Source organism: Pseudomonas sp. Pseusp49 (genome assembly GCF_059491875.1).
On sequence record NZ_CP168514.1, the window covers coordinates 6207637 to 6228237 of the forward strand.

A 20601-nucleotide genomic window follows, 5' to 3' on the forward strand; every position below is an offset into this window, starting at 1 on the left:
TCCAGACGTTTTTACGGCTGCGATTCAGAGTTATGGCAGCTGTGCGTGGGACGTCTTCGGACGTGCCGGTTTCCTTGGCTCCCGGTTTCCAACCTGCGCACAGCTGCCACCCATTCGCTTGGAAACGAACGAGGCAGCTATTTAAGCCAAGGAGTTAAATCATGACAAAAGCAAATCCATCTGATCATTCAGAACTGAAAACCATCGACTTCACCCCCTTCATGTATCTCTCGGACCAACCACTGTTCCACGTCTGCCGCAACGTTCCCATCGCCGACGCCCTGGACCAAGCCTCCGACCTGCTCTACCTCGCCAAGTCCCTGACCGTCGACGCCGCCTACGCCCGAGACTCCGACCGCCACGCCTGGGCCGCGCACTACCTGACGTCGATGAGCAAAGCGGTGATTGATGATGTGGTGAAGGTGCTGACGCGCAGACCTGCTCAAACGAGAGCACAAGCAGATCAATAGAATAAACAGAGCCTGAAAATTCCCAATAAGGGACCGAGCGCTCCCTTTTTGGGACTGATAGGGCCAGATTTTTCGGTTCTTCAGTCCAGACACATCACGAAGGTATGGTCTGCACGGCCCGCAGCCGCTCCAGCATCGGCCCGGTGAACACCACCTCATACGTATCCGCCGCCCGCCCCCATTGCTCCACAAGAACCATTCCGTCCACCAGCGCCCCTGCCAACTCAGCAATCGTCTCGGCCTGATCCTCGATGATTTTTTGCGTCCGAACCCACACCCGATCAGTCATCGCCTTAAGCTCCGCCGTTATTCGCTCACCCGACGTCGGATCGGTATCGGGGTAGACGATGTTGCGCAGCAGATGCTGAAGCTCCCTGATTTTTGCGTAGTCCTGTTCCGCCCCCTGCTCGCCTTTGAGGATGGCGGCGGCTTTGGGCTTATCGACGCGTTTGGCAGCTGAAGGTTTTGAAGGGAGTGTCTGCGCCATGGCGCCAGCCAGGAGCACCATCATCCGGGCTTCCAGATGTTCCTTCATGGCATCTATCGACGAAATTGGCCGCACCAGGGTAATGGAGGCCCCGCCCTGGTGTCGTAAATCCTTGGTCACGGTCAGGGTCACGCCGCCCGTTTCAAAGCCCAAGGCCCGGGCCACCACGTAGTGCCCCATTTCGTGATGGGCGATCTGCAATGCGCGGTCGCGTACAGCGGCAGGCAGGTTCGTCGTCATGTCCATTGCCTCGGATCCTTCGTACTCGCATTCGACTACGAGTGACGGTCGCTGTCCATCCTGTCGCCCCGCACAATCATGTAGGAGCGAGCTTGCTCGCGATGGACTTGATCGCGCCGCGGCCATTCAGACAGTACGCGTTATCGTTAACGTCCATCGCGAGCAAGCTCGCTCCTACACCACCTTATTTGGGCAAAGCGTAGGCAATCACATAATCCCCACGATCCGTCGACTGACGCGCACCGCCCACCGTCAGCAGGATGTACTGCCTGCCGGTTTTCGGTGAAACGTAGGTCATCGGCCCGGACTGGCTGCCCACCGGCAAGCGCGACTTCCAGATTTCATTGCCGTTGCCGGTGTCGAAGGCGCGCAGGTAGAAGTCCTGGGTGCCGGCGAAGAACAGCAGGCCCGACTGGGTGGCGAGCGATGCGCCGAGGGTGGGCATGCCGATCGGGATCGGCAGGTGCATGCGGATGCCCAGCGGGCCGGTGTCCTGTACGGTGCCGACCGGGACTTGCCACATCAGTTTGTGGGTCTTGAGGTCGATGGCGGACATGGTGCCGAACGGTGGTTTCTGGCACGGAATGCCAACCGCCGAGAGGAAGCGCTCGCGCATGGCGCCGAACGGTGTGCCTTCCTGCGGCACCACGCCCATTTCGATGCCACTGGCCCCGGCTTTGATCTTGTCGCGCGGGATCATGTAGTTGGCCAGGCCCAGGCGCATGTCGTTGACGAACATGTAGTTGGTGTTCGGATCAACCGAGACACTGCCCCAGTTCATGCCGCCCAGCGAACCCGGGAATTGCAGGGCGCGGTCCATGCCCGGCGGGGTGTAGACGCCTTCGTGACGCATGCCTTTGAACTGGATGCGGCACATCAACTGGTCAAACGGCGTGGCGCCCCACATGTCGGACTCGGTCAGGGTCTTGTTGCCGATTGACGGCATGTCGACCGAGAACGGCTGGGTTGGCGAGTAGCGCTCGCCGGGAACCTTGCCTTGCGGCACCGGGTGCTCTTCGACGCGGGCAATCGGCACGCCGGTTTCGCGGTTGAGCAGGAAGATCTCGCCCTGCTTGGTGACTTGCGCCAGGGCTGGCTGGGTGCCGCCCTTGTCGTCCGGCACGTCGTACAGCAGCGGTTGCGCCGGCAGGTCAAAGTCCCACAGGTCGTGGTGAGTGGTCTGGAAGTGCCAGCGCACCTGACCGGTCTTCACATCGATGGCGACGATGGACGAGTTCCACTTGTCGTCGAACTCGGTGCGTTGCCCGCCGAAGAAGTCTGGTGTCGCGTTGCCGGTCGGCAGGTAGACCAGACCGAGCTTGGCGTCGTAGGACATGGCCGACCACACGTTCGGCGTGCCACGGGTGTAAGTCTCACCGGCCGGCGGACGTTTAGTGGTGTTCGGATTGCCCGGATCCCACGCCCACACCAGTTCACCGCTGCGTACGTCGTAGGCACGCACCACGCCCGGCGGTTCGCCGGTGGAGTAATTGTCGGCCACGCGGCCACCGACGATCACCACGTCCCCTGCGACCAATGGGGTCGAGGTTTGCTGGTAGTAACCGGGCTTCACTTCGCCCATGTCGGTGGTCAGGTCGACGGTGCCCTGGTTGCCGAACTCTTCGCAGGGCTTGCCGGTGTCGGCGTTGATGGCGATCAGGCGGGCATCGCCGGTCGGCAGAAACAGACGTTTCGTACAGGCGGCTGGCTGATTGTCCGAAGACGCCGGGGTTTCGGAATAACCCAGGCCACGGCAGCGCTGCCAGTTGGGCGCGGTGCCTTGCGGGTCGAACTTCCAGCGCTGGGCGCCGGTGTCGGCATCCAGGGCGAAGACTTTGCCATAGGCGGTGCAGGTGTAGACCGTGTCACCGATTTGCAGCGGGGTGTTCTGGTCTTCGGCGCCGGCACCGGTGCTTTGCGGGATATCGCCGGTGCGGAAGGTCCAGGCAACCTGCAACTTGTCGATGTTGCCCTTGTTGATCTGGTCCAGCGCCGCAAAGCGATTGCCGGCGGTGGTGTTGCCCCAGTGCGCCCAGTCTTTCTGCTCGGTGCCCGGCAGGACCGGCGTTACCGCAGGTTCAACGGAGGCCTTGACCACGTGGGTCGGCACGAACATGTAGGCCATCGTCGCCACAACGCCCACACCCAGAATGCTGGCCAGACCGTAGGCGCCACGCCCACCGGTCGCGCCCGAAGCGCGGACCAGGGTCGGATAGATCAGCGCCACCACCAGACCGATCACGGCGAAGGTCAGCACCCGCGAGACCAACGGCCAGTATTCGAGGCCCGCATCCCACAGGGCCCAGATCGCGGTGAGGACCAGCGCCACACCATACAGCCACGCGCCCAGCGGCTTGCGACGGGTAATCAACAGGCCGGACACCAGCATCGCCAGGCCCATCAGCAGGAAATACCAGCTGCCACCCAGCGCAATCAGATAGCCGCCGCCACCCGCCAGGCCGAGCCCGATCAGTGCAATCAGCACACCCAGCCCCGCCAGCAACCATTTGCTGCCGGCGGCAGCCCCAGAATTGTTCATGTCGGACATTTTCCCCATTTGTGACAAGGGCGGAATAATGTACTAACTGGTTACTTATGGCAATTTGTCGCAGGCAGAAATGTCATGAACGGTACGGAGGCCAGATCAGGGATCCGTCGCGAGCGTCGTACAGAATCTGCCTGTAACATGCTTGCGCACTGATCCATGCCGCTGGAGAAAACCCTTTGCCTGACACTCGCCCGCCCGTTCTCGACGAAATCGACCGCCAGTTGATTGCAGCCCTGCAGATCAACGCCCGTGAGAGCGTGGCCATGCTCGCCCGGCAACTGGGCATCGCCCGCACCACCGTCACCTCGCGCCTGGCGCGGCTGGAAAAGGCCAAAGTGATCACCGGCTACGGCGTGCGCCTCGGACAGCGGGTAGTGGATGGCGGGTTGCAGGCGTATGTCGGGATCACGGTGCAACCGCGTTCCGGCAAGGAGGTGTTGCGCCGCCTGAGCGCGATGGCGCAGGTACAGCAGTTGTGTGCGGTGAGTGGCGAATTTGATTATGTGGCGTGGTTGCGCACTGATTCGCCGGAACAGCTGGATCAGTTGCTGGATCAGATTGGCAGTGTGGATGGGGTGGAGAAGACCACGACGTCGATCATCTTGAGCAGCAAGATTGATCGGGGGCAGCCGGTTTGAGGTTCCACCCATAGTTCTAAGGTGTCCAGGCGGGCCTCTTCGCGGGCAAGCCCGCTCCCACAGTGGTCAGTGTGTACATCGATATCGTCATATTGACCAATAAAATGGCAAAACGACGACACTTTGCGTCTTATTAACGTGTTCTGTGCTCTCTAGAATGGCTGGCATCTTTTCCTATACTCAGATGCGCATTCCGCGTCGGGTCGCCAGCAAGGTCAGCCATGAACAAGAACAATCGCCATCCTGCAGACGGTAAAAAACCAATCACCATTTTCGGCCCGGACTTTCCCTTCGCCTTCGACGACTGGATCGAACACCCGGCCGGATTGGGCAGCATTCCCGAGCACAATCACGGTGCCGAAGTGGCGATTGTCGGCGGCGGGATTGCCGGTCTGGTGGCCGCGTATGAGTTGATGAAACTGGGGCTGAAACCGGTCGTCTACGAAGCCTCGAAAATGGGTGGCCGTCTGCGCTCCCAGGCCTTCAACGGTGCCGAAGGCATCGTGGCCGAGCTGGGTGGCATGCGCTTCCCGGTGTCGTCCACCGCGTTCTATCACTACGTCGACAAGCTCGGCCTGGAAACCAAACCGTTCCCCAACCCGCTGACGCCCGCGTCGGGCAGCACGGTCATCGACCTCGAAGGCCAGACCCATTACGCACAGAAGCTGTCGGACCTTCCTGCGCTGTTCCAGGAAGTGGCTGACGCCTGGGCCGACGCCCTGGAAGCCGGTTCCCAGTTCTCGGATATCCAGCAAGCCATTCGCGACCGCGACGTGCCGCGCCTCAAGGAACTGTGGAACACCCTGGTGCCACTGTGGGACGACCGCACCTTCTATGACTTCGTCGCCACCTCCAAGGCGTTCGCCAAGCTGTCGTTCCATCACCGCGAAGTGTTCGGCCAGGTCGGTTTCGGTACCGGCGGCTGGGATTCGGACTTCCCGAACTCAATGCTGGAAATCTTCCGCGTGGTGATGACCAACTGCGACGATCACCAGCACCTGGTGGTCGGTGGCGTGGAACAGGTGCCACAAGGCATCTGGCGCCATGTGCCGGAGCGTTGCGCGCACTGGCCGGCCGGCACCAGCCTCAGCTCCCTGCACAGCGGCGCACCACGCACCGGCGTGAAGAAGATTGCCCACGCACCGGGCGGCCGTTTCGCCGTCACCGACAACTGGGGCGACACCCGCGAATACGCCGCCGTGTTGACCACCTGCCAGAGCTGGCTGCTGACCACCCAGATCGAATGCGACGAAACCCTGTTCTCGCAAAAGATGTGGATGGCCCTGGACCGCACCCGCTACATGCAATCGTCGAAAACCTTCGTGATGGTCGACCGCCCGTTCTGGAAGGACAAGGATCCGGAAACCGGCCGCGACCTGATGAGCATGACCCTCACCGATCGCCTGACCCGTGGCACCTACCTGTTCGACAACGGCGACGACAAGCCAGGGGTGATTTGCCTGTCGTACTCGTGGATGAGCGACGCGCTGAAAATGCTCCCGCACCCGGTGGAAAAACGCGTGAAACTGGCGCTGGATGCACTGAAGAAGATCTACCCGAAAGTCGACATCGCCGCACGGATCATTGGCGATCCGATCACAGTGTCCTGGGAAGCCGACCCGCATTTCCTCGGCGCGTTCAAAGGCGCATTGCCCGGTCACTACCGCTACAACCAGCGCATGTATGCGCACTTCATGCAGGACGACATGCCGGCAGAACAGCGCGGGATCTTCATTGCCGGTGACGACGTGTCGTGGACGCCAGCCTGGGTTGAAGGCGCAGTACAGACCTCGCTCAACGCGGTGTGGGGCATCATGAAACACTTCGGCGGTGCAACTCACGCCGAGAATCCGGGTCCAGGAGATGTATTCAACGAGATCGGACCGATCGCCCTGCCCGAGTAAGAGGAATCCGAAATGCGCGTAGCCCTTTACCAATGTCCACCGTTGCCGCTGGATGTCGCCGGCAACCTGCAACGCCTGCAACAACTGGCGCTGGAGGCAAAAGGCGCGGACCTGCTGGTGCTGCCGGAGATGTTCCTGACCGGCTACAACATCGGCGTCGATGCCGTCAGCGTGTTGGCGGAGGTGTACAACGGTGAGTCGGCGCAGCAGATCGCACGCATTGCCAAGGCAACCGGGATTGCCATCTTGTATGGCTATCCCGAGCGCACCGAGGACGGGCAGATCTACAACGCCGTGCAGTTGATCGACGCCAATGGCGAGCGCCTGTGCAACTACCGCAAGACCCACTTGTTCGGCGACCTCGATCACTCGATGTTCAGTGCAGGTTCCGACGAGTTTCCCATCGTCGAGCTCAACGGCTGGAAACTCGGTTTCCTGATCTGCTACGACCTGGAATTTCCGGAAAACGCCCGACGCCTGGCATTGGGCGGCGCCGAGCTGATTCTGGTGCCGACCGCGAACATGATTCCGTTCGATTTCGTCGCCGATGTCACCGTGCGTTCCCGCGCCTTCGAAAACCAATGCTATGTGGCTTACGCCAACTACTGTGGCCATGAAGGCGACATCCACTATTGCGGCCAGAGCAGCATTGCTGCGCCGGATGGCAGCCGTATCGCTCAGGCGGGACTGGATGAATCGCTGATTGTCGGTGAGCTGGATCGACAGTTGATGGTCGATTCCCGTGCCGCCAATCGCTACCTGATCGATCGTCGTCCCGAGCTTTACGGCGAGCTGAACAAGTCCTAATCCGCTAGCATTGGCACTTCACTGTTCTGGAAGTGCCCATGCCCGCGCTGAATCACCCTCGCCCCCACACTGAAACCCTGGCCAACGGCTTGCGGGTGACGCTGCGTCATACCCCGAATCTGAAGCGTTGCGCAGCAGCGTTGCGGGTCGCCGCGGGCAGCCATGATGTGCCGCTGGAGTGGCCCGGCCTGGCGCACTTTCTTGAGCATCTGCTGTTTCTGGGGACTGAGCGTTTTCCTGCCGGGCAAGGGTTGATGGCCTACGTCCAGAGTCATGGCGGCCAGATGAACGCGCGCACCAGCGAGCGCACCACGGACTACTTTTTCGAACTGCCACCCCAGGCATTTGCCGGTGGGCTGGAGCGTCTGTCAGACATGCTCGCCCATCCGCGTATGAATCCGGACGATCAGCAGCGGGAACGGGAAGTGTTGCAGGCGGAGTTTGTCGCCTGGTCGCAGGATGCGGCGGCGCAACAGCAATTTGCACTGTTCGACGGACTGGCAGAAGCACATCCGCTTCGCGGTTTTCATGCCGGCAATCGCGCCACCCTGCCTGTCGAGCAGCCCAAGTTTCAGCAGGCCCTGCAGGATTTTTATCAGCGGTTTTACCAGACCGGGCAGATGACATTGAGCTTGGCCGGACCGCAAAGCCTCGAAGAGCTAAGGACGCTGGCTGAAGCGTTTGGCAACGTCATCGCCAAGGGAGAAAGCATTGAGCAACACCCTCCTGTACCACTGATGTCAAGCTCAGAAAGAAGTTATCAACAGGCTGAAGCGCGGCGACTGGATTGGCTGTTCGCCCTCGAATCGCTGCCCGAGTCTTGCGCCGAGGCGCTGGCATTCTTGTGCCACTGGCTGAATTCGGCAAAACCCGGTGGCTTGTTGGCGGACCTGCGAGAGCGCGGACTGGCCGATCACCTGAAAGCCCAGTTGCTGTACCAGTTCGCCGGTCAAGCCTTGCTACATATCGAATTCACCCTGCCCGCCGCCGACTCGGCAACAGGGATTCACGAACGCCTTATGGACTGGCTGAGCTTTTTTGCCCAGCAGGACTGGACCCCGTTGCGCGAAGAATACGCAACCCTGAGCCAGCGCCAGCAACAGGTCAGCAGTGCCTTGCAATTGGCCCGGCTGGACAGCGAACAACGCGAAGTCGGGTTATCTGGCCAAGGCGTTACAGCGCTCAAGCAAATCCTCAATCAAATCGGCGCTGTGGATAACTTCAGCGGCCCATGGCAGTTACCCGCACCCAACCCGTTCCTGCGCACCGAAACACCCGCGTCCAACGCTGGACTGATTCGTGGCCAGACCAGCGCCCACCGTGGCCTGCGTACCTTTGCCCAGGATCGCTCGCGCAGCCGTCGTGAACGTTCGCCGATGCAATTCAGCCAGGCCTTGCCGGACAACAGCGGGGAAGGTGCGATTTATCTGCGCTGGCGCCTGGACTCGAGTCCCGCCAGCGCCCTTCAATCACGCCTGGAAAATAACCTGCAAGCGCTGTGCGAAGACGCGCGCCAGGCTGGTGTGGATGTTTCCTTCGGCGCGTCGGGCAACGAATGGCTGCTGAAAATGACCGGACTGCAGGAGCCGATGCCCAGCGTTCTGGAGCATGCGCTGAAAGAGCTGACACAACCTGACGCTGCAATCTCACAAGCCGCGCCGGAAAGCGTCGCACTGATGCCCATTCGACAATTGCTCAAGGCATTGCCCGATCACTGCCTTGCGCACACCGCGAACACGGACGATGCGCAGCAACTCTGGTCGAGTGCACGCTGGGATGGTCTGGCGATTGGCCTGTCCGCCCAGACTCAAGCGGCCATGGGCTTGGCCTTGAGCCGTATACCCGGCACGCCGGACAATCAATTGACCCCGGCGCCAACCTTCCCGTCACAACGTCTGTGGAACGCCGTCGACAGCGATTCCAGCGAGCACGCACTGCTGCTGTTTTGCCCTGCCGCAACCGGGGAGTTGGCCAACGAAGCCGCGTGGCGTCTGCTTGCGCACTTCTGTCAGACGCCGTTCTATCAGCGCCTGCGAGTAGAGTTGCAACTGGGCTATGCGGTGTTCAGCGCCCTGCGCCAGATTCACGGGACAACCGGATTACTGTTCGGTGTGCAATCACCGAACGTAGCGCCGGCAGATCTGCTGCAACACATCGAGCAGTTCCTCAGCGGTTTGCCAATACTGATCAATGCCCTCGACGACAACGTATTCATCGCCGGGCGCCAGACCTTGGCCGAGCAATTTTCCCAGGCTGCCTTGCCCACTGCCCAGGCTGCGGAATTGCTTTGGCAGGGCAAGCTGGGCGGCCGCTCGTCGGATTATCTGACGCAATTGCCTGAGGCAATCCTGCTGATCGAGCGCTCCGAACTGCTGGTCGCAGCACAGCGATTGAATCGGGCCGAGAGCGGTTGGCTTTGTCTAGCGAGCAGCTCAGCTCCAGGCGCGCCATGGCAAGCGGCAAAATGATCATTACCGGGGCAGTAAGGAGCTTTCTCAAAGTTTCACGGGCAATTTCTTTGAAATTTTGAGTAACATAGCAACCTAACTATTTGGAACATCTCTGACCTGAGGTGGACTAAACCTATAGATAGCGCTGTCCCACCTACCTGAAGGAGTTCAATTGATGGCCTGGACCAAACCTGCCTACACCGACCTGCGTATCGGCTTTGAAGTCACTATGTACTTCGCAAGCCGCTAATCTCTGCTTTGGCAGATGTGCAGCACAACGCCTCGGTTATCCGAGGCGTTTTATTTTCAGCGTTGAAATGATGGAGCGTCCATGTTTGTCCAGATTCTAGGTTCCGCCGCCGGCGGCGGCTTCCCCCAGTGGAACTGCAACTGCGCGAACTGCGCAGGCTTTCGCGACGGCAGCCTGCGGGCCAAGGCGCGGACGCAGTCGTCCATCGCGATTTCCGATGACGGCGTGAACTGGGTGCTGTGCAACACCTCCCCGGACATCCGCGCCCAACTCCAGGGCTTCGCCCCGATGCAGCCGGGTCGGGCCCTGCGCGATACCGGGATCGGCGCGATCATCCTGATGGACAGCCAGATCGACCACACCACCGGCCTGCTCATGCTGCGCGAGGGTTGCCCGCATCAGGTCTGGTGTACGGACATGGTCCACGAAGACCTGAGCACCGGTTTTCCGTTGTTCACCATGCTGACCCACTGGAACGGTGGGCTGAACTGGAACCGCATCGAGCTCGATCAAAGCTTCACCATTCCCGCCTGCCCGAACCTGCGCTTCACCCCGCTGCCTTTGCGCAGTGCCGCACCGCCCTACTCGCCGCACCGCTTCGACCCGCATCCGGGCGACAACATCGGTCTGATCGTCGAGGACCTCAACACGGGTGGCAAACTGTTCTACGCACCGGGTCTGGGCAAGGTGGATGCAGCGCTGCTGGAGATCATGGCCGGCAGCGATTGCCTGCTGGTCGACGGCACGCTGTGGGATGACGATGAAATGCAACGTCGTGGCGTAGGCACCCGCACCGGTCGGGAGATGGGCCACCTGGCGCAAAACGGCCCCGGCGGCATGCTCGAAGTGCTGGAGCAACTGCCCACGCAGCGCAAGGTGCTTATCCACATCAACAACACCAATCCGATTCTCGATGAAGATTCGCCCGAGCGCGCGGAGCTGGATCGGCGCCAGGTTGAAGTGGCGTATGACGGCATGAGTATTGTGCTGTAGCTGAGGGCCCCTTCGCGGGCAAGCCCGCTCCCACATTGGATGTGTGGTGTACACAATCCCTGTGGGAGCGGGCTTGCCCGCGAAGGCGTCCGACCAGACACCAAAGATTTCAACGGTTGTGCACCGGAGAACCGCAATGACCGACACCCCAATGTCCCCCGCCGAATTCGAAGCGGCCCTGCGCGCCAAGGGCGCCTACTACCACATCCATCACCCCTACCACGTGACGATGTACGAAGGCCGGGCGACCCGCGAGCAGATCCAGGGCTGGGTCGCCAACCGTTTCTACTATCAGGTGAACATCCCCCTGAAGGACGCGGCCATTCTGGCAAATTGCCCCGACCGCGAGATCCGCCGCGAGTGGATTCAGCGCCTGCTCGACCACGACGGCGCGCCCGGTGAGGACGGCGGCATCGAAGCCTGGCTGCGTCTGGGCCAGGCCGTCGGCCTCGACCCGGATCAGTTGCGCTCTCAGGAACTGGTGCTGCCCGGCGTGCGTTTCGCCGTGGACGCCTACGTCAACTTCGCCCGCCGCGCCAGCTGGCAGGAGGCCGCCAGCAGCTCGCTGACCGAACTGTTCGCCCCGCAAATCCACCAATCGCGCCTGGACAGTTGGCCGCAGCATTACCCATGGATCGACCCGGCCGGCTACGCGTATTTCCGCACGCGCCTGGGTCAGGCACGGCGTGATGTCGAGCACGGTCTGGCAATCACGCTGCAGCACTACACCACCCGTGAAGGCCAGGAGCGCATGCTGGAAATTCTCCAGTTCAAACTGGACATTCTTTGGAGCATGCTCGATGCCATGAGCATGGCCTACGAACTGAAACGCCCGCCGTATCACAGCGTGACCGGAGAACGGGTCTGGCACAAAGGAATCACCTTATGAGTTTCGATCGCAGCAAGACCCCGACCTGGCGTCCCGGCTACCGTTTCCAGTACGAACCGGCGCAGAAAGGCCACGTGCTGCTGTACCCGGAAGGCATGATCAAGCTCAATGAAAGTGCCGCACTGATCGGCGGCTTGATTGACGGTGAACGGGATGTCGCGGCGATCATCGCCGAACTCGAGCAACAGTTCCCCGGCGTACCCGAGCTCGGTGACGACATCGAGCAATTCATGGAGGTGGCCCGTGCGCAGCACTGGATCGAACTTGCCTGAATCATCAGTGCAAGTGCCGCCCAAACCGGACGTCGGCCTGCCGCTGTGGCTGCTCGCTGAGCTGACCTATCGCTGCCCGCTGCAATGCCCTTACTGCTCCAATCCGCTGGATTTCGCCGAACAGGGCAAAGAGCTGAGCACCGAACAGTGGATCAAGGTATTCCGTGAAGCGCGGGAAATGGGCGCGGCGCAACTAGGCTTTTCCGGCGGTGAACCGCTGGTGCGCCAGGACCTCGCCGAGCTGATTACCGAAGCCCGCAAACTGGGTTTCTACACCAACCTGATCACCTCCGGCATCGGCCTCACCGAGCAGAAAATCAGCGACTTCAAGAAGGCCGGCCTCGATCACATCCAGATCAGTTTCCAGGCCAGCGACGAGCAGGTGAACAATCTGCTGGCCGGCTCGAAAAAGGCCTTTGCGCAGAAACTGGAAATGGCCCGGGCGGTGAAGGCCCATGGTTATCCGATGGTGCTTAACTTCGTCACCCATCGGCACAACATCGACCAGATCGACCGCATCATCGAGCTGTGCATCGCGCTGGAAGCCGACTTCGTCGAGCTCGCCACTTGCCAGTTCTACGGTTGGGCGCAACTCAATCGCGTCGGGCTATTGCCGACCCGGGAGCAACTGCTGCGCGCCGAGCGCATCACCAATGAATACCGCGCCAAACTGGAAGCCCAAGGGCATCCGTGCAAGCTGATTTTCGTCACCCCGGACTATTACGAAGAACGCCCGAAAGCCTGCATGAACGGCTGGGGCAGTATTTTTCTGACAGTCACGCCGGACGGAACCGCCCTGCCCTGTCACGGCGCCCGACAGCTGCCGGTGCAGTTTCCCAACGTACGCGACCACAGCATGCAGCACATCTGGTACGACTCGTTCGGCTTCAATCGCTTTCGCGGTTACGACTGGATGCCCGAGCCGTGCCGCTCCTGTGACGAGAAAGAAAAAGACTTCGGCGGCTGCCGCTGCCAGGCGTTCATGCTCACCGGTGATGCCAGCAACGCCGACCCGGTGTGCAGCAAGTCGCCACAACACGGCGTGATCCTCAAGGCTCGCGAAGAAGCCGAACACGCGACCCAGACCATCGACCAACTGGCCTTTCGCAATGAACGAAACTCACGCCTCATCGCCAAAAGCTGAACCGTTCAGCGCTGCCAAAGCCGTGGCTGCCGGTATCGATTTTGCCGAACTGCAGGTCGGTCCAAACGGCCTGTTCTGGAACGAGTACCGACCCGAAGACGCGGCGTGCCGGATCTGGCATTGGCGTGAAGGCACAGCGAAATGCCTGACGCCGCCGGGGTTCAGCGTGCGCAGTCGGGTGTACGAATATGGCGGTGGCGCGTTTTGTCTGACGGACGACGGCATCGTTTTCGTCAACGAGGCCGACCAGCAGTTGTATCGGCAAACACTGCAAGGCGATGCGCCCGCGAGGCTCACGTCCGGTGCGTGCCGTTATGGCGATCTGCAGTTCGCCAACGGGCAAGTGCTGGCGGTCGAGGAGCATCGCGACCAACACCGACTGGTGGCGATTGATCTGCTGGGTGGCGCACGCCATCTGCTGGCCGAAGGTGCTGATTTTTACGCGGCACCGACGCTGAGCCCTGATGCCCGACGCCTGGCCTGGATCGAATGGAGTCGCCCGGATCAGCCATGGACAGCGACCCGCTTGATGGTTGCCGAACGCCTCGCCCATGGCGGGTTTGCCGAGGCGCGTTGTGTGGCGGGCGACGGTGCTCAAGAGTCTGTGCAACAGCCACGGTTTGATGCCGATGGTCTCTTGTATTGCCTGACGGATCGCGGCGGTTACTGGCAACCATGGGTGGAATCCGGGAAAGACCTGAGCCCATTGCCAAGTGCCAACGCCGACCATGGCCCGGCACCCTGGCAACTCGGCGGCAGTACCTGGTTGCCGCTGGGCGACGACAGTTATCTGGCCAGTTGGACCGAAGGCGGGTTTGGCCGTTTAGGCATAGGCGGCAACTCCTGCGCCGACTTCACCGGCGACTACAGCCGCTTCCGCCATCTCGCGATGGATGGGCAGTTCATTTATTGCATTGCAGCGTCGCCCGTCAGTTCGACCGCCGTCATCGCCATCGATCGTCAAAACCGGCAAGTGAAGGTGCTGGCAGGCGGCATCGCACCGCTTCCTCCCGAGCGGATCAGCCGCCCGCAGACCTTGCGTTACCCCAGTGGCTCAGGCGAAGCACACGGCTTCTTCTACCCGGCAATGACCGGTGAGGCGAAACCGCCACTGGTGGTGTTCATCCATGGCGGCCCGACGTCGGCGTGCTACCCGATGCTCGATCCACGCATCCAGTTCTGGACACAGCGGGGCTTCGCCGTGGCCGACCTCAACTATCGCGGCAGCAGCGGTTATGGCCGAGCCTATCGTCAGGCGCTTCATTTGAGCTGGGGGGATGTGGATGTCGAAGACGCTTGCGCCGTGGTCAGTTACCTCAACGAACGGGGCCTGATCGACGGCGACAAGGCCTTCATTCGCGGCGGCAGCGCCGGCGGCTACACAACGCTTTGCGCCCTGGCGTTTCACAACGTGTTCTGTGCCGGAGCCAGTCTGTATGGGGTCAGTGACCCGGTAGCGCTGGGGCGCGCGACCCACAAATTCGAAAGCGACTATCTGGACTGGTTGATCGGCGATCCTCTGCTGGACGCCGAACGCTACGCCGCCCGCACTCCGCTGCTGCATGCCAGCAACATCCGCGTGCCGATGATCTTCTTTCAGGGAGAACTGGATGCCGTGGTCGTCCCGCAACAGACCCGCGACATGGTCGCGGCGCTGCGGGACAACGGCATTGCGGTCGAAGCGCATTACTACGCGGAAGAACGCCATGGCTTTCGCAAGGCCGGCAATCAGGCCCATGCGCTGGAGCAGGAGTGGTTGTTTTATCGGCGGGTGATGGATTCAGTGGACTGAAGCCGCTCCCACAGGTTCTGTGGTTTGCACAAATCCTGTGGGAGCGGGCTTGCTCGCGAAGGCGGCCGACCTGTCGCCGCAAAATTCAGCGCTTGGCGATGATGTAAACAGCATGCACGATCCCCGGAATGTAACCGCACAACGTCAGCAGAATATTCAGCCAGAACGCTCCGCCGAATCCTACTTGCAAAAACACACCCAGCGGCGGCAACAGGATGGCGATGATGATGCGAATAAAGTCCATAGGGGCAGCTCCTGATTGGGGTGGACTCGTTCGAGCCCTACAGCTAATCGACCTGTGCCGTTTGTCAGGGTTCAGCCCGACTCCTCAGGCCAGTATTTCCAGACCGTGTTTCTGCACGATACTCAGCAACTTCAACGCCATGCCACTGGGGTGCTTATCCCCTGCTTCCCATTGTTTGACCGTGGAAGCACTGGTGTTCAGGTAGCGCGCAAACACCGGTTGGCTGACATTGTTGCGCTCGCGCAATGCCTTGATCTCCTCAGCGGGAATCGCATTCGGCACCGTTGCAAGACAAGACTCATCGAATTCACGCATGGTCGCCTTGCTGATTGCACCGATGGCGTACAGGGCACTGGCCGATTCGTGGATCGATTCCGATAGCTCACTTTTGAATTTTTTACTCATTTGGTATCTCCACAAACTCCTTTGCATCCAGCAGGCGCTGAATTTCCATTTCGGTCAGCCCACCATATGTCTTGGCCAACTCTCGCAAGTCGAGCAAATGCCTGGGACTGATATTGCTCTGATCTTTCTTCGCATACAGGAACTGATAGATCCAATAAGCACCTCCCTTGGCCAGGATAATCGAGCGATGGCGATTGGCGTTCAAACGCTTCTTCCAGACCCCGCCACCCAGATTGTCAGCCTGGCCATTGAGCATTTCGGTGAATGCCTCCTGGAGTTCGTCATCACCGATCCAGGCCTTGGCGGCCTGCATCGCAAAACGTTTTGTCTTGAACAGCCTCGGCGACATAGGTATCCCTTCCGCAAAAACATACCACCCAGTGGTATGGAATTCAAAGCCAACGACGAAACAAGGTTCAATCGCTGGCACCGGCACTCCCTGCCGATGCACGCTAGAAAGCCATTGATGGGTTAACCGCTCAAGCCGAAATTGCCTTTGGCAAAAACCAGCCACAAAAAAACGCCCCACACCAAAAATGTCAGGCGTGAGGCGTGCGTATTACCGCGAGACGGTTCGGGAATGTGTGCAGGGCGCGTCGGATCAGACGGCAATCCCTTTGCGGCACTGCAATTGCGCGGTGCGTACTCGGGAGAAGGCGCGCGCCAGGCGCAGGAGCATTTCATCGATGTTGGCGTTGCTGACATTCAGCGCAGGGGTAAAGCGCAGGCAGTCGGGTTGCGGGGCGTTGAGCAATAAACCTTCGTAGAGCGCGGCCTTGACGACCGCGCCGGCGGAATCGTCCGACAGCGTCAGCCCCCACAGCAGCCCTTGTCCGCGCAACTCGCCGTGACCGTAACGATGAGCCAAACGCCCCAAGCCTTCACGCAGGTGCTGACCGGCTTCTGCGACGTGCTTGAGGAAAGCCTTGTCCTGCATCGTATCGAGCACCGAAAGTCCCGCTGCGGTCATCAGTGCATTGCCGTGATGGGTACCGGTCATCTCGCCGGGTTCGAAGCAGCAGGCCTTGCCCCGTGCCAGCAGCGCGGCCAATGGCACGCCGCCGCCCAGGCCTTTGCCGAGCACGACGATATCCGCCGTGACCCCGCAGGACTGTTCCGCGAGCAAGGTGCCACAACGGCCGATGCCGGTTTGCACTTCGTCGAAGATCAGCAAAATGCCGAGTTCACGGCACAGGCGTTCGACGCCCTTGAGGTAATGCGCAGTGGCCGGGATCACGCCGGCTTCGCTCTGGATCGGTTCGAGCATGATCGCGACGGTCCGTTCATCCACGGCCGCATGCAAAGCCGGAAGGTCATTGAACGGGACATGGCTGAAGCCCGGCAGTTGCGGCTCGAATCGGTTGGCCAATGTCGAACTGTCCGACGCCGACATCGTCGCCAGGCTACGGCCATGGTTACCGTTGTTGGCCACAATGATTCGCGACGCACCACCGCGATGCTGTTGACCCCATTTGCGCGCCAGTTTTATCGCCGCCTCACAGGCTTCGCTGCCGGTATTGAGCAGGTAGGCCTGATCACTGCCGGTGCTGGCACACAGGCGTTCGGCAAGTTTGAGCATGCCGCGGTTATGCAGACCGAAACCCGGATTGATCAGCGATTGAGCCTGGGCAGTGATGGCGTTGACCAGTACCGAAGGGCTATGACCAAGGCTGTTGGCCCCACCGCCCTGGGAGAAATCCAGGTACGCACGGTCATCGCTGTCCCACAGCCATGAACCCTGGCCGCGCACAAACACCTGTTTCGGCCGCTCGATACCGGGCATCAAGTACTCGCTGGAAAGACTGTTGTCTTTGGAAGGCAGGGAGGCGTCCATGACCAGATCATCAAGACTGGGAGGACTCCGGCGCAGACTGAACAGATTCATCTGATACAACCTCTTTTGAGGTTTTTTGCCTTACCTATGTAAACACCATCGAAGCTAAGGGTATTCATCGCGCTCTGTGGCCCTGTAAGCCCTGTGAATGCGGTTAGACTAGGCTCAGGCAAGGCATACAGCCATTTCGATTTCCCAGCATTTTCGATAAGTAATACTTATGGATTTCAAGCAACTGCGTTATTTCGTCGCGGTCTATGAAGAAGGCCATGTGGGCCGGGCCGCCGAACGCCTGTCGATTTCCCAGCCGGCGCTGTCCCAGCAAATCCGTCACCTCGAGCAAAACCTCGATGTGAGCCTGTTCGAACGCAACAGCAAACGCCTGTTGCCGACCCTCGCGGCCCACACGCTGTACAACCACGCCCTGCCTTTGCTCGATGGCTTGCAACGGGCACGGGAGGCGCTCGGCAACTTCAAGGGGCAGGCGCTGCGCACCCTGGCCATCGGTGTATTGCAGACCGTGCATACCAGCCTCGTTCCACAGATGCTCGAACGCGTGCGCAAGGCGCAGCCGCATCTTGTCGTGCAGATCTACGAACTGACCGGACTGGAAATCGAGCGGCGACTGCTCAACGGTTCTCTGGATATCGGCATCAGCTACCTGCCGCCCCGCCAACCTGGCCTGCATGGCGTGATGCTGTACGAAGATGAACTGACCCTGGTCATCCCGGCAGAGCACCCGCTGCGTGAATTCAAGAAAGTGTCCATGAGCCAGGCCGCCGAGCTGCCGATGTTGCTGCTGGGCGAGGAGTTTCAAATCCGGCAGATCTGGCAAACCCAACTGGCGAACCTCGGACGTCGCCCGCAGGTGCAAGCCGAACTGAACAACATGGCCGGCATCCTCGACAGCCTGCCGCACACACGCCTGGCGACGGTGCTGCCCGGACGCTCGCAAAAGACCCATGGCAACCACGAACTGCTGTGGAAACCCCTGAGCGAACCACGAGTACCACTGAAAGTCGGATTGGTGTGTCGGGATGTGCAACGGCAGCAGGCCTCGCTGGCCTTGCTGCGGACATTGCTGGAAGAAGTAATCAATGGCCCCGCTGAACGCTTGAACAGCGCGCAGGCTCTGGACGGGCTGAGCTAGGAAACTTTTCTTCGGGCAAAAGAAAACCCCGCCGAAGCGGGGCTTTGCAGACTGTTTCCCTGACATCCATTTCACTCCGCCATCCTGGCAGAATCCTACGTGTCCCTGTTGTTGCTTTGCGCTTCCTGCGCTACGTCCATGAGAAGTAGATTAGCTGTGGATCCAATTTGCATCTATGGGAGAACAGCAGCACGTTATGTAAGAGAATGCTTACAAACCATTACGTCATCAGAATTGTCCTGCATCCAGCAGGAACAACGATTCGCTACCGGCCTTGACCGACGCGCTCAACGAGTGAATCCGCGGCAACAGACGGGCGAAATAGAACCGTGCGGTGCCCAGTTTGCTGGCGTAGAAATCGTCTTGCGCTTCCTTGCCCAAAGCGGCCTTGGCCATCAGGGCCCACATGTAGGCATACGCCACGTAACCGAAGACCTGCAGATACTCGACCGATGCCGCGCCGATTTCGTTCGGATTGCTCTTCGCCCGGTCCAGCAACCACGCGGTCAGTTCGTCGAGGGTGGTGACGGCATCGTTGAGCGGCTTGGTGAACTCCGCCAGATCAGCGCTGGCCGTTGCGGTGAAGTGACGAATCTCGTCGGCGAACAGGTTGTAGAACGCCCCGCCGCTGCCGACGATCTTGCGCCCGACCAGGTCCAGCGCCTGAATGCCGTTGGTGCCTTCGTAGATCTGGGTGATGCGCACGTCACGCACCAGTTGCTCCTGGCCCCACTCGCGGATGTAACCGTGGCCGCCGAACACCTGCTGGCCGTGAACGGTGGTTTCCAGACCGAGATCGGTCAGGAACGCCTTCGCCACCGGGGTCAGCAAGGCTACCAGGTCTTCCGCACGCTTGCGGGTGGCGGCATCTTCGCTGAACTTGGCGGTGTCCAGTTGCATGGCCACGTAGGTGGAGAATGCACGGCCACCCTCGTTCGAGGCTTTCATGGTCAGCAGCATGCGCCGCACGTCCGGGTGGACGATGATCGGGTCAGCCACTTTGTCCTTGTTCTGCGCGCCCGTCGGCGCACGGCTTTGCAGACGGTCACGGGCGTATTCCACGGCGTTCTGGTACGAGCGCTCGCCCGTGGCCAGGCCCTGGATTCCGACACCCAGACGCTCGTAGTTCATCATGGTGAACATCGCCGCCAGGCCTTTGTTCGGCTCGCCGACCAGGTACCCCACGGCCTCATCGAAGTTCATCACGCAGGTCGCGGACGCCTGGATGCCCATCTTGTGTTCGATCGACCCGCAGTTCGCCGGGTTGCGCGCGCCCAGGCTGCCATCGGCATTGACCATGAACTTCGGTACCAGGAACAGCGAAATGCCTTTCGGCCCCGCCGGTGCATCCGGCAACTTGGCCAGCACCAGGTGGATGATGTTTTCGGTGAGGTCGTGTTCGCCACCAGTGATGAAGATCTTGGTGCCGCTGACCTTGTAGGAACCGTCGGCCTGAGGCTCGGCTTTGGTGCGAATGATCCCCAGGTCAGTACCGGCGTGTGGCTCGGTCAGACACATGGAACCGGACCAGATGCCGGCGTACATGTTCGGCAGGTACGCGGCTTTCAGCTCTTCGCTGGCGTGGGCGTTGATCGACAGGCAGGCACCGGCAGTCAGCATCGGATACAGACCGAACGACAGGCTGGCGGAGTTGACCATCTCTTCGACCTGGGCCGAAACGGCTTTGGGCATGCCCATGCCGCCGTAGGTCGGATCGCCACCGACACCGACCCAGCCGCCTTCGGCATAGGTCTGATAGGCCTGCGGGAAGCCCGCCGGCGTGGTGACGGCACCGTCTGCCCAGTGGCAACCTTCCTCGTCCGCGGCACGGCTCAGCGGTGCAATGCTTTTGCTGGTGACTTTGCCGGCTTCTTCCAGGATGGCTTCGACCGTTTCCGCATCGACGGTCTCGGCCAGCGCAGGCAGTTCGGCCCAGAGTTTGGCGACCTCGAAAACTTCATTGAGGACGAAGCGCATATCGCGCAGGGGCGCTTTGTAGTCAGCCATGGCAAACCTCGCAAGATCTATACAGGTGATTCACAGGAAGAGTGGTTTCGTTGGGTCGGAGTGTACCTCAACAACTT

General features: G+C 60.6%; 19 protein-coding genes. 12 read left to right on the plus strand and 7 right to left on the minus strand.

Going from position 1 to position 20601, the window contains the following annotated elements; all coding sequences use genetic code 11:
* Positions 1 to 161 precede the first annotated feature (161 nt).
* Positions 162 to 470 carry a DUF3077 domain-containing protein gene (locus ACEN83_RS27780; protein WP_495578907.1) on the plus strand — a complete coding sequence of 103 codons (309 nt, stop codon included), beginning with the start codon at positions 162 to 164 and terminating at the stop codon, positions 468 to 470.
* A gap of 94 nt (positions 471 to 564) precedes the next feature.
* Here ACEN83_RS27780 and ACEN83_RS27785 read toward each other — a convergent pair whose 3' ends face one another.
* Both ACEN83_RS27785 and ACEN83_RS27790 read right to left on the minus strand, forming a co-directional pair.
* Positions 565 to 1197: a zinc metalloprotease gene (locus ACEN83_RS27785; protein WP_495580916.1), complete on the minus strand. Its 633-nt coding sequence runs from the start codon at positions 1195 to 1197 to the stop codon at positions 565 to 567.
* A gap of 184 nt (positions 1198 to 1381) precedes the next feature.
* Positions 1382 to 3736, minus strand: a complete 2355-nt coding sequence (locus ACEN83_RS27790; RefSeq protein ID WP_495578908.1) for a glucose/quinate/shikimate family membrane-bound PQQ-dependent dehydrogenase — start codon at positions 3734 to 3736, stop codon at positions 1382 to 1384.
* Between the two features lie 185 nt (positions 3737 to 3921).
* Here ACEN83_RS27790 and ACEN83_RS27795 point away from each other — a divergent pair, with 185 nt between their 5' ends.
* The 10 genes from ACEN83_RS27795 to ACEN83_RS27840 all read left to right on the plus strand — a co-directional run bounded on the left by ACEN83_RS27795 (position 3922) and on the right by ACEN83_RS27840 (position 14884).
* On the plus strand, positions 3922 to 4383 hold the full coding sequence (locus tag ACEN83_RS27795; RefSeq protein ID WP_007980298.1) for an Lrp/AsnC family transcriptional regulator: 462 nt from the start codon (positions 3922 to 3924) through the stop codon (positions 4381 to 4383).
* A 221-nt stretch (positions 4384 to 4604) separates the two neighbouring features.
* On the plus strand, positions 4605 to 6287 hold the full coding sequence (locus ACEN83_RS27800; protein WP_007980300.1) for a flavin monoamine oxidase family protein: 1683 nt from the start codon (positions 4605 to 4607) through the stop codon (positions 6285 to 6287).
* A 12-nt stretch (positions 6288 to 6299) separates the two neighbouring features.
* Positions 6300 to 7094, plus strand: a complete 795-nt coding sequence (locus ACEN83_RS27805; protein ID WP_495578909.1) for a carbon-nitrogen hydrolase family protein — start codon at positions 6300 to 6302, stop codon at positions 7092 to 7094.
* Positions 7095 to 7132: 38 nt separating this feature from the next.
* Positions 7133 to 9562 carry a pyrroloquinoline quinone biosynthesis protein PqqF gene (gene pqqF, locus ACEN83_RS27810; RefSeq protein WP_495578910.1) on the plus strand — a complete coding sequence of 810 codons (2430 nt, stop codon included), beginning with the start codon at positions 7133 to 7135 and terminating at the stop codon, positions 9560 to 9562.
* Between the two features lie 157 nt (positions 9563 to 9719).
* The gene (gene pqqA, locus ACEN83_RS27815; RefSeq protein WP_003444522.1) at positions 9720 to 9794 is read left to right on the plus strand and encodes a pyrroloquinoline quinone precursor peptide PqqA; all 75 of its coding nucleotides are present in this window, start codon (positions 9720 to 9722) and stop codon (positions 9792 to 9794) included.
* Positions 9795 to 9875: 81 nt separating this feature from the next.
* On the plus strand, positions 9876 to 10787 hold the full coding sequence (pqqB, locus tag ACEN83_RS27820) for a pyrroloquinoline quinone biosynthesis protein PqqB (RefSeq protein WP_495578911.1): 912 nt from the start codon (positions 9876 to 9878) through the stop codon (positions 10785 to 10787).
* Positions 10788 to 10923: 136 nt separating this feature from the next.
* Positions 10924 to 11676: a pyrroloquinoline-quinone synthase PqqC gene (gene pqqC, locus ACEN83_RS27825; protein ID WP_495578912.1), complete on the plus strand. Its 753-nt coding sequence runs from the start codon at positions 10924 to 10926 to the stop codon at positions 11674 to 11676.
* Positions 11673 to 11948, plus strand: coding sequence for a pyrroloquinoline quinone biosynthesis peptide chaperone PqqD (gene pqqD / locus ACEN83_RS27830; RefSeq protein WP_007980311.1), 276 nt, complete (start codon positions 11673 to 11675; stop codon positions 11946 to 11948). Before pqqC ends, pqqD begins: the two co-directional genes overlap by 4 nt.
* Complete coding sequence (pqqE, locus tag ACEN83_RS27835) at positions 11920 to 13092, plus strand: pyrroloquinoline quinone biosynthesis protein PqqE (RefSeq protein ID WP_495578913.1); 1173 nt, start codon at positions 11920 to 11922, stop codon at positions 13090 to 13092. The genes pqqD and pqqE overlap by 29 nt, the downstream gene beginning before the upstream one ends.
* On the plus strand, positions 13058 to 14884 hold the full coding sequence (locus tag ACEN83_RS27840; RefSeq protein WP_495578914.1) for a S9 family peptidase: 1827 nt from the start codon (positions 13058 to 13060) through the stop codon (positions 14882 to 14884). The genes pqqE and ACEN83_RS27840 overlap by 35 nt, the downstream gene beginning before the upstream one ends.
* An 85-nt stretch (positions 14885 to 14969) precedes the next feature.
* On the opposite strand, the gene ACEN83_RS27845 is transcribed toward ACEN83_RS27840, so the two are convergent.
* From ACEN83_RS27845 to ACEN83_RS27860, 4 genes are all read right to left on the minus strand, one after another.
* Positions 14970 to 15128 carry a YqaE/Pmp3 family membrane protein gene (locus tag ACEN83_RS27845; protein WP_003228885.1) on the minus strand — a complete coding sequence of 53 codons (159 nt, stop codon included), beginning with the start codon at positions 15126 to 15128 and terminating at the stop codon, positions 14970 to 14972.
* 84 nt (positions 15129 to 15212) lie between these two features.
* Positions 15213 to 15533 carry a helix-turn-helix domain-containing protein gene (locus ACEN83_RS27850; RefSeq protein WP_007980317.1) on the minus strand — a complete coding sequence of 107 codons (321 nt, stop codon included), beginning with the start codon at positions 15531 to 15533 and terminating at the stop codon, positions 15213 to 15215.
* Entirely contained in the window at positions 15526 to 15882 is a 357-nt protein-coding gene (locus ACEN83_RS27855; protein WP_495580917.1) for a type II toxin-antitoxin system RelE/ParE family toxin, read from the minus strand. The genes ACEN83_RS27850 and ACEN83_RS27855 overlap by 8 nt, the downstream gene beginning before the upstream one ends.
* A 252-nt stretch (positions 15883 to 16134) precedes the next feature.
* A complete protein-coding gene (locus ACEN83_RS27860; RefSeq protein ID WP_495578915.1) occupies positions 16135 to 17418 on the minus strand; it encodes an aspartate aminotransferase family protein in 1284 nt (427 codons plus the stop codon).
* A 169-nt stretch (positions 17419 to 17587) separates the two neighbouring features.
* Here ACEN83_RS27860 and ACEN83_RS27865 point away from each other — a divergent pair, with 169 nt between their 5' ends.
* Positions 17588 to 18517 carry a LysR family transcriptional regulator gene (locus ACEN83_RS27865; RefSeq protein ID WP_116582267.1) on the plus strand — a complete coding sequence of 310 codons (930 nt, stop codon included), beginning with the start codon at positions 17588 to 17590 and terminating at the stop codon, positions 18515 to 18517.
* 228 nt (positions 18518 to 18745) lie between these two features.
* Here ACEN83_RS27865 and ACEN83_RS27870 read toward each other — a convergent pair whose 3' ends face one another.
* Complete coding sequence (locus ACEN83_RS27870; RefSeq protein ID WP_495578916.1) at positions 18746 to 20524, minus strand: acyl-CoA dehydrogenase C-terminal domain-containing protein; 1779 nt, start codon at positions 20522 to 20524, stop codon at positions 18746 to 18748.
* Between the last annotated feature and the right edge of the window lie 77 nt (positions 20525 to 20601).

Coding starts and splice junctions, on each gene's coding strand:
- pqqF (WP_495578910.1), top strand. CDS start 7,133: ATGCCCGCGCTGAATCACCCTCGCCCCCACACTGAAACCCTGGCCAAC.
- ACEN83_RS27780 (WP_495578907.1), top strand. CDS start 162: ATGACAAAAGCAAATCCATCTGATCATTCAGAACTGAAAACCATCGAC.
- pqqD (WP_007980311.1), top strand. CDS start 11,673: ATGAGTTTCGATCGCAGCAAGACCCCGACCTGGCGTCCCGGCTACCGT.
- ACEN83_RS27860 (WP_495578915.1), bottom strand. CDS start 17,418: ATGAATCTGTTCAGTCTGCGCCGGAGTCCTCCCAGTCTTGATGATCTG.
- ACEN83_RS27790 (WP_495578908.1), bottom strand. CDS start 3,736: ATGAACAATTCTGGGGCTGCCGCCGGCAGCAAATGGTTGCTGGCGGGG.
- ACEN83_RS27805 (WP_495578909.1), top strand. CDS start 6,300: ATGCGCGTAGCCCTTTACCAATGTCCACCGTTGCCGCTGGATGTCGCC.
- ACEN83_RS27865 (WP_116582267.1), top strand. CDS start 17,588: ATGGATTTCAAGCAACTGCGTTATTTCGTCGCGGTCTATGAAGAAGGC.
- ACEN83_RS27785 (WP_495580916.1), bottom strand. CDS start 1,197: ATGACGACGAACCTGCCTGCCGCTGTACGCGACCGCGCATTGCAGATC.
- ACEN83_RS27845 (WP_003228885.1), bottom strand. CDS start 15,128: ATGGACTTTATTCGCATCATCATCGCCATCCTGTTGCCGCCGCTGGGT.
- ACEN83_RS27800 (WP_007980300.1), top strand. CDS start 4,605: ATGAACAAGAACAATCGCCATCCTGCAGACGGTAAAAAACCAATCACC.
- pqqC (WP_495578912.1), top strand. CDS start 10,924: ATGACCGACACCCCAATGTCCCCCGCCGAATTCGAAGCGGCCCTGCGC.
- ACEN83_RS27855 (WP_495580917.1), bottom strand. CDS start 15,882: ATGTCGCCGAGGCTGTTCAAGACAAAACGTTTTGCGATGCAGGCCGCC.
- pqqB (WP_495578911.1), top strand. CDS start 9,876: ATGTTTGTCCAGATTCTAGGTTCCGCCGCCGGCGGCGGCTTCCCCCAG.
- ACEN83_RS27870 (WP_495578916.1), bottom strand. CDS start 20,524: ATGGCTGACTACAAAGCGCCCCTGCGCGATATGCGCTTCGTCCTCAAT.
- ACEN83_RS27840 (WP_495578914.1), top strand. CDS start 13,058: ATGAACGAAACTCACGCCTCATCGCCAAAAGCTGAACCGTTCAGCGCT.
- ACEN83_RS27850 (WP_007980317.1), bottom strand. CDS start 15,533: ATGAGTAAAAAATTCAAAAGTGAGCTATCGGAATCGATCCACGAATCG.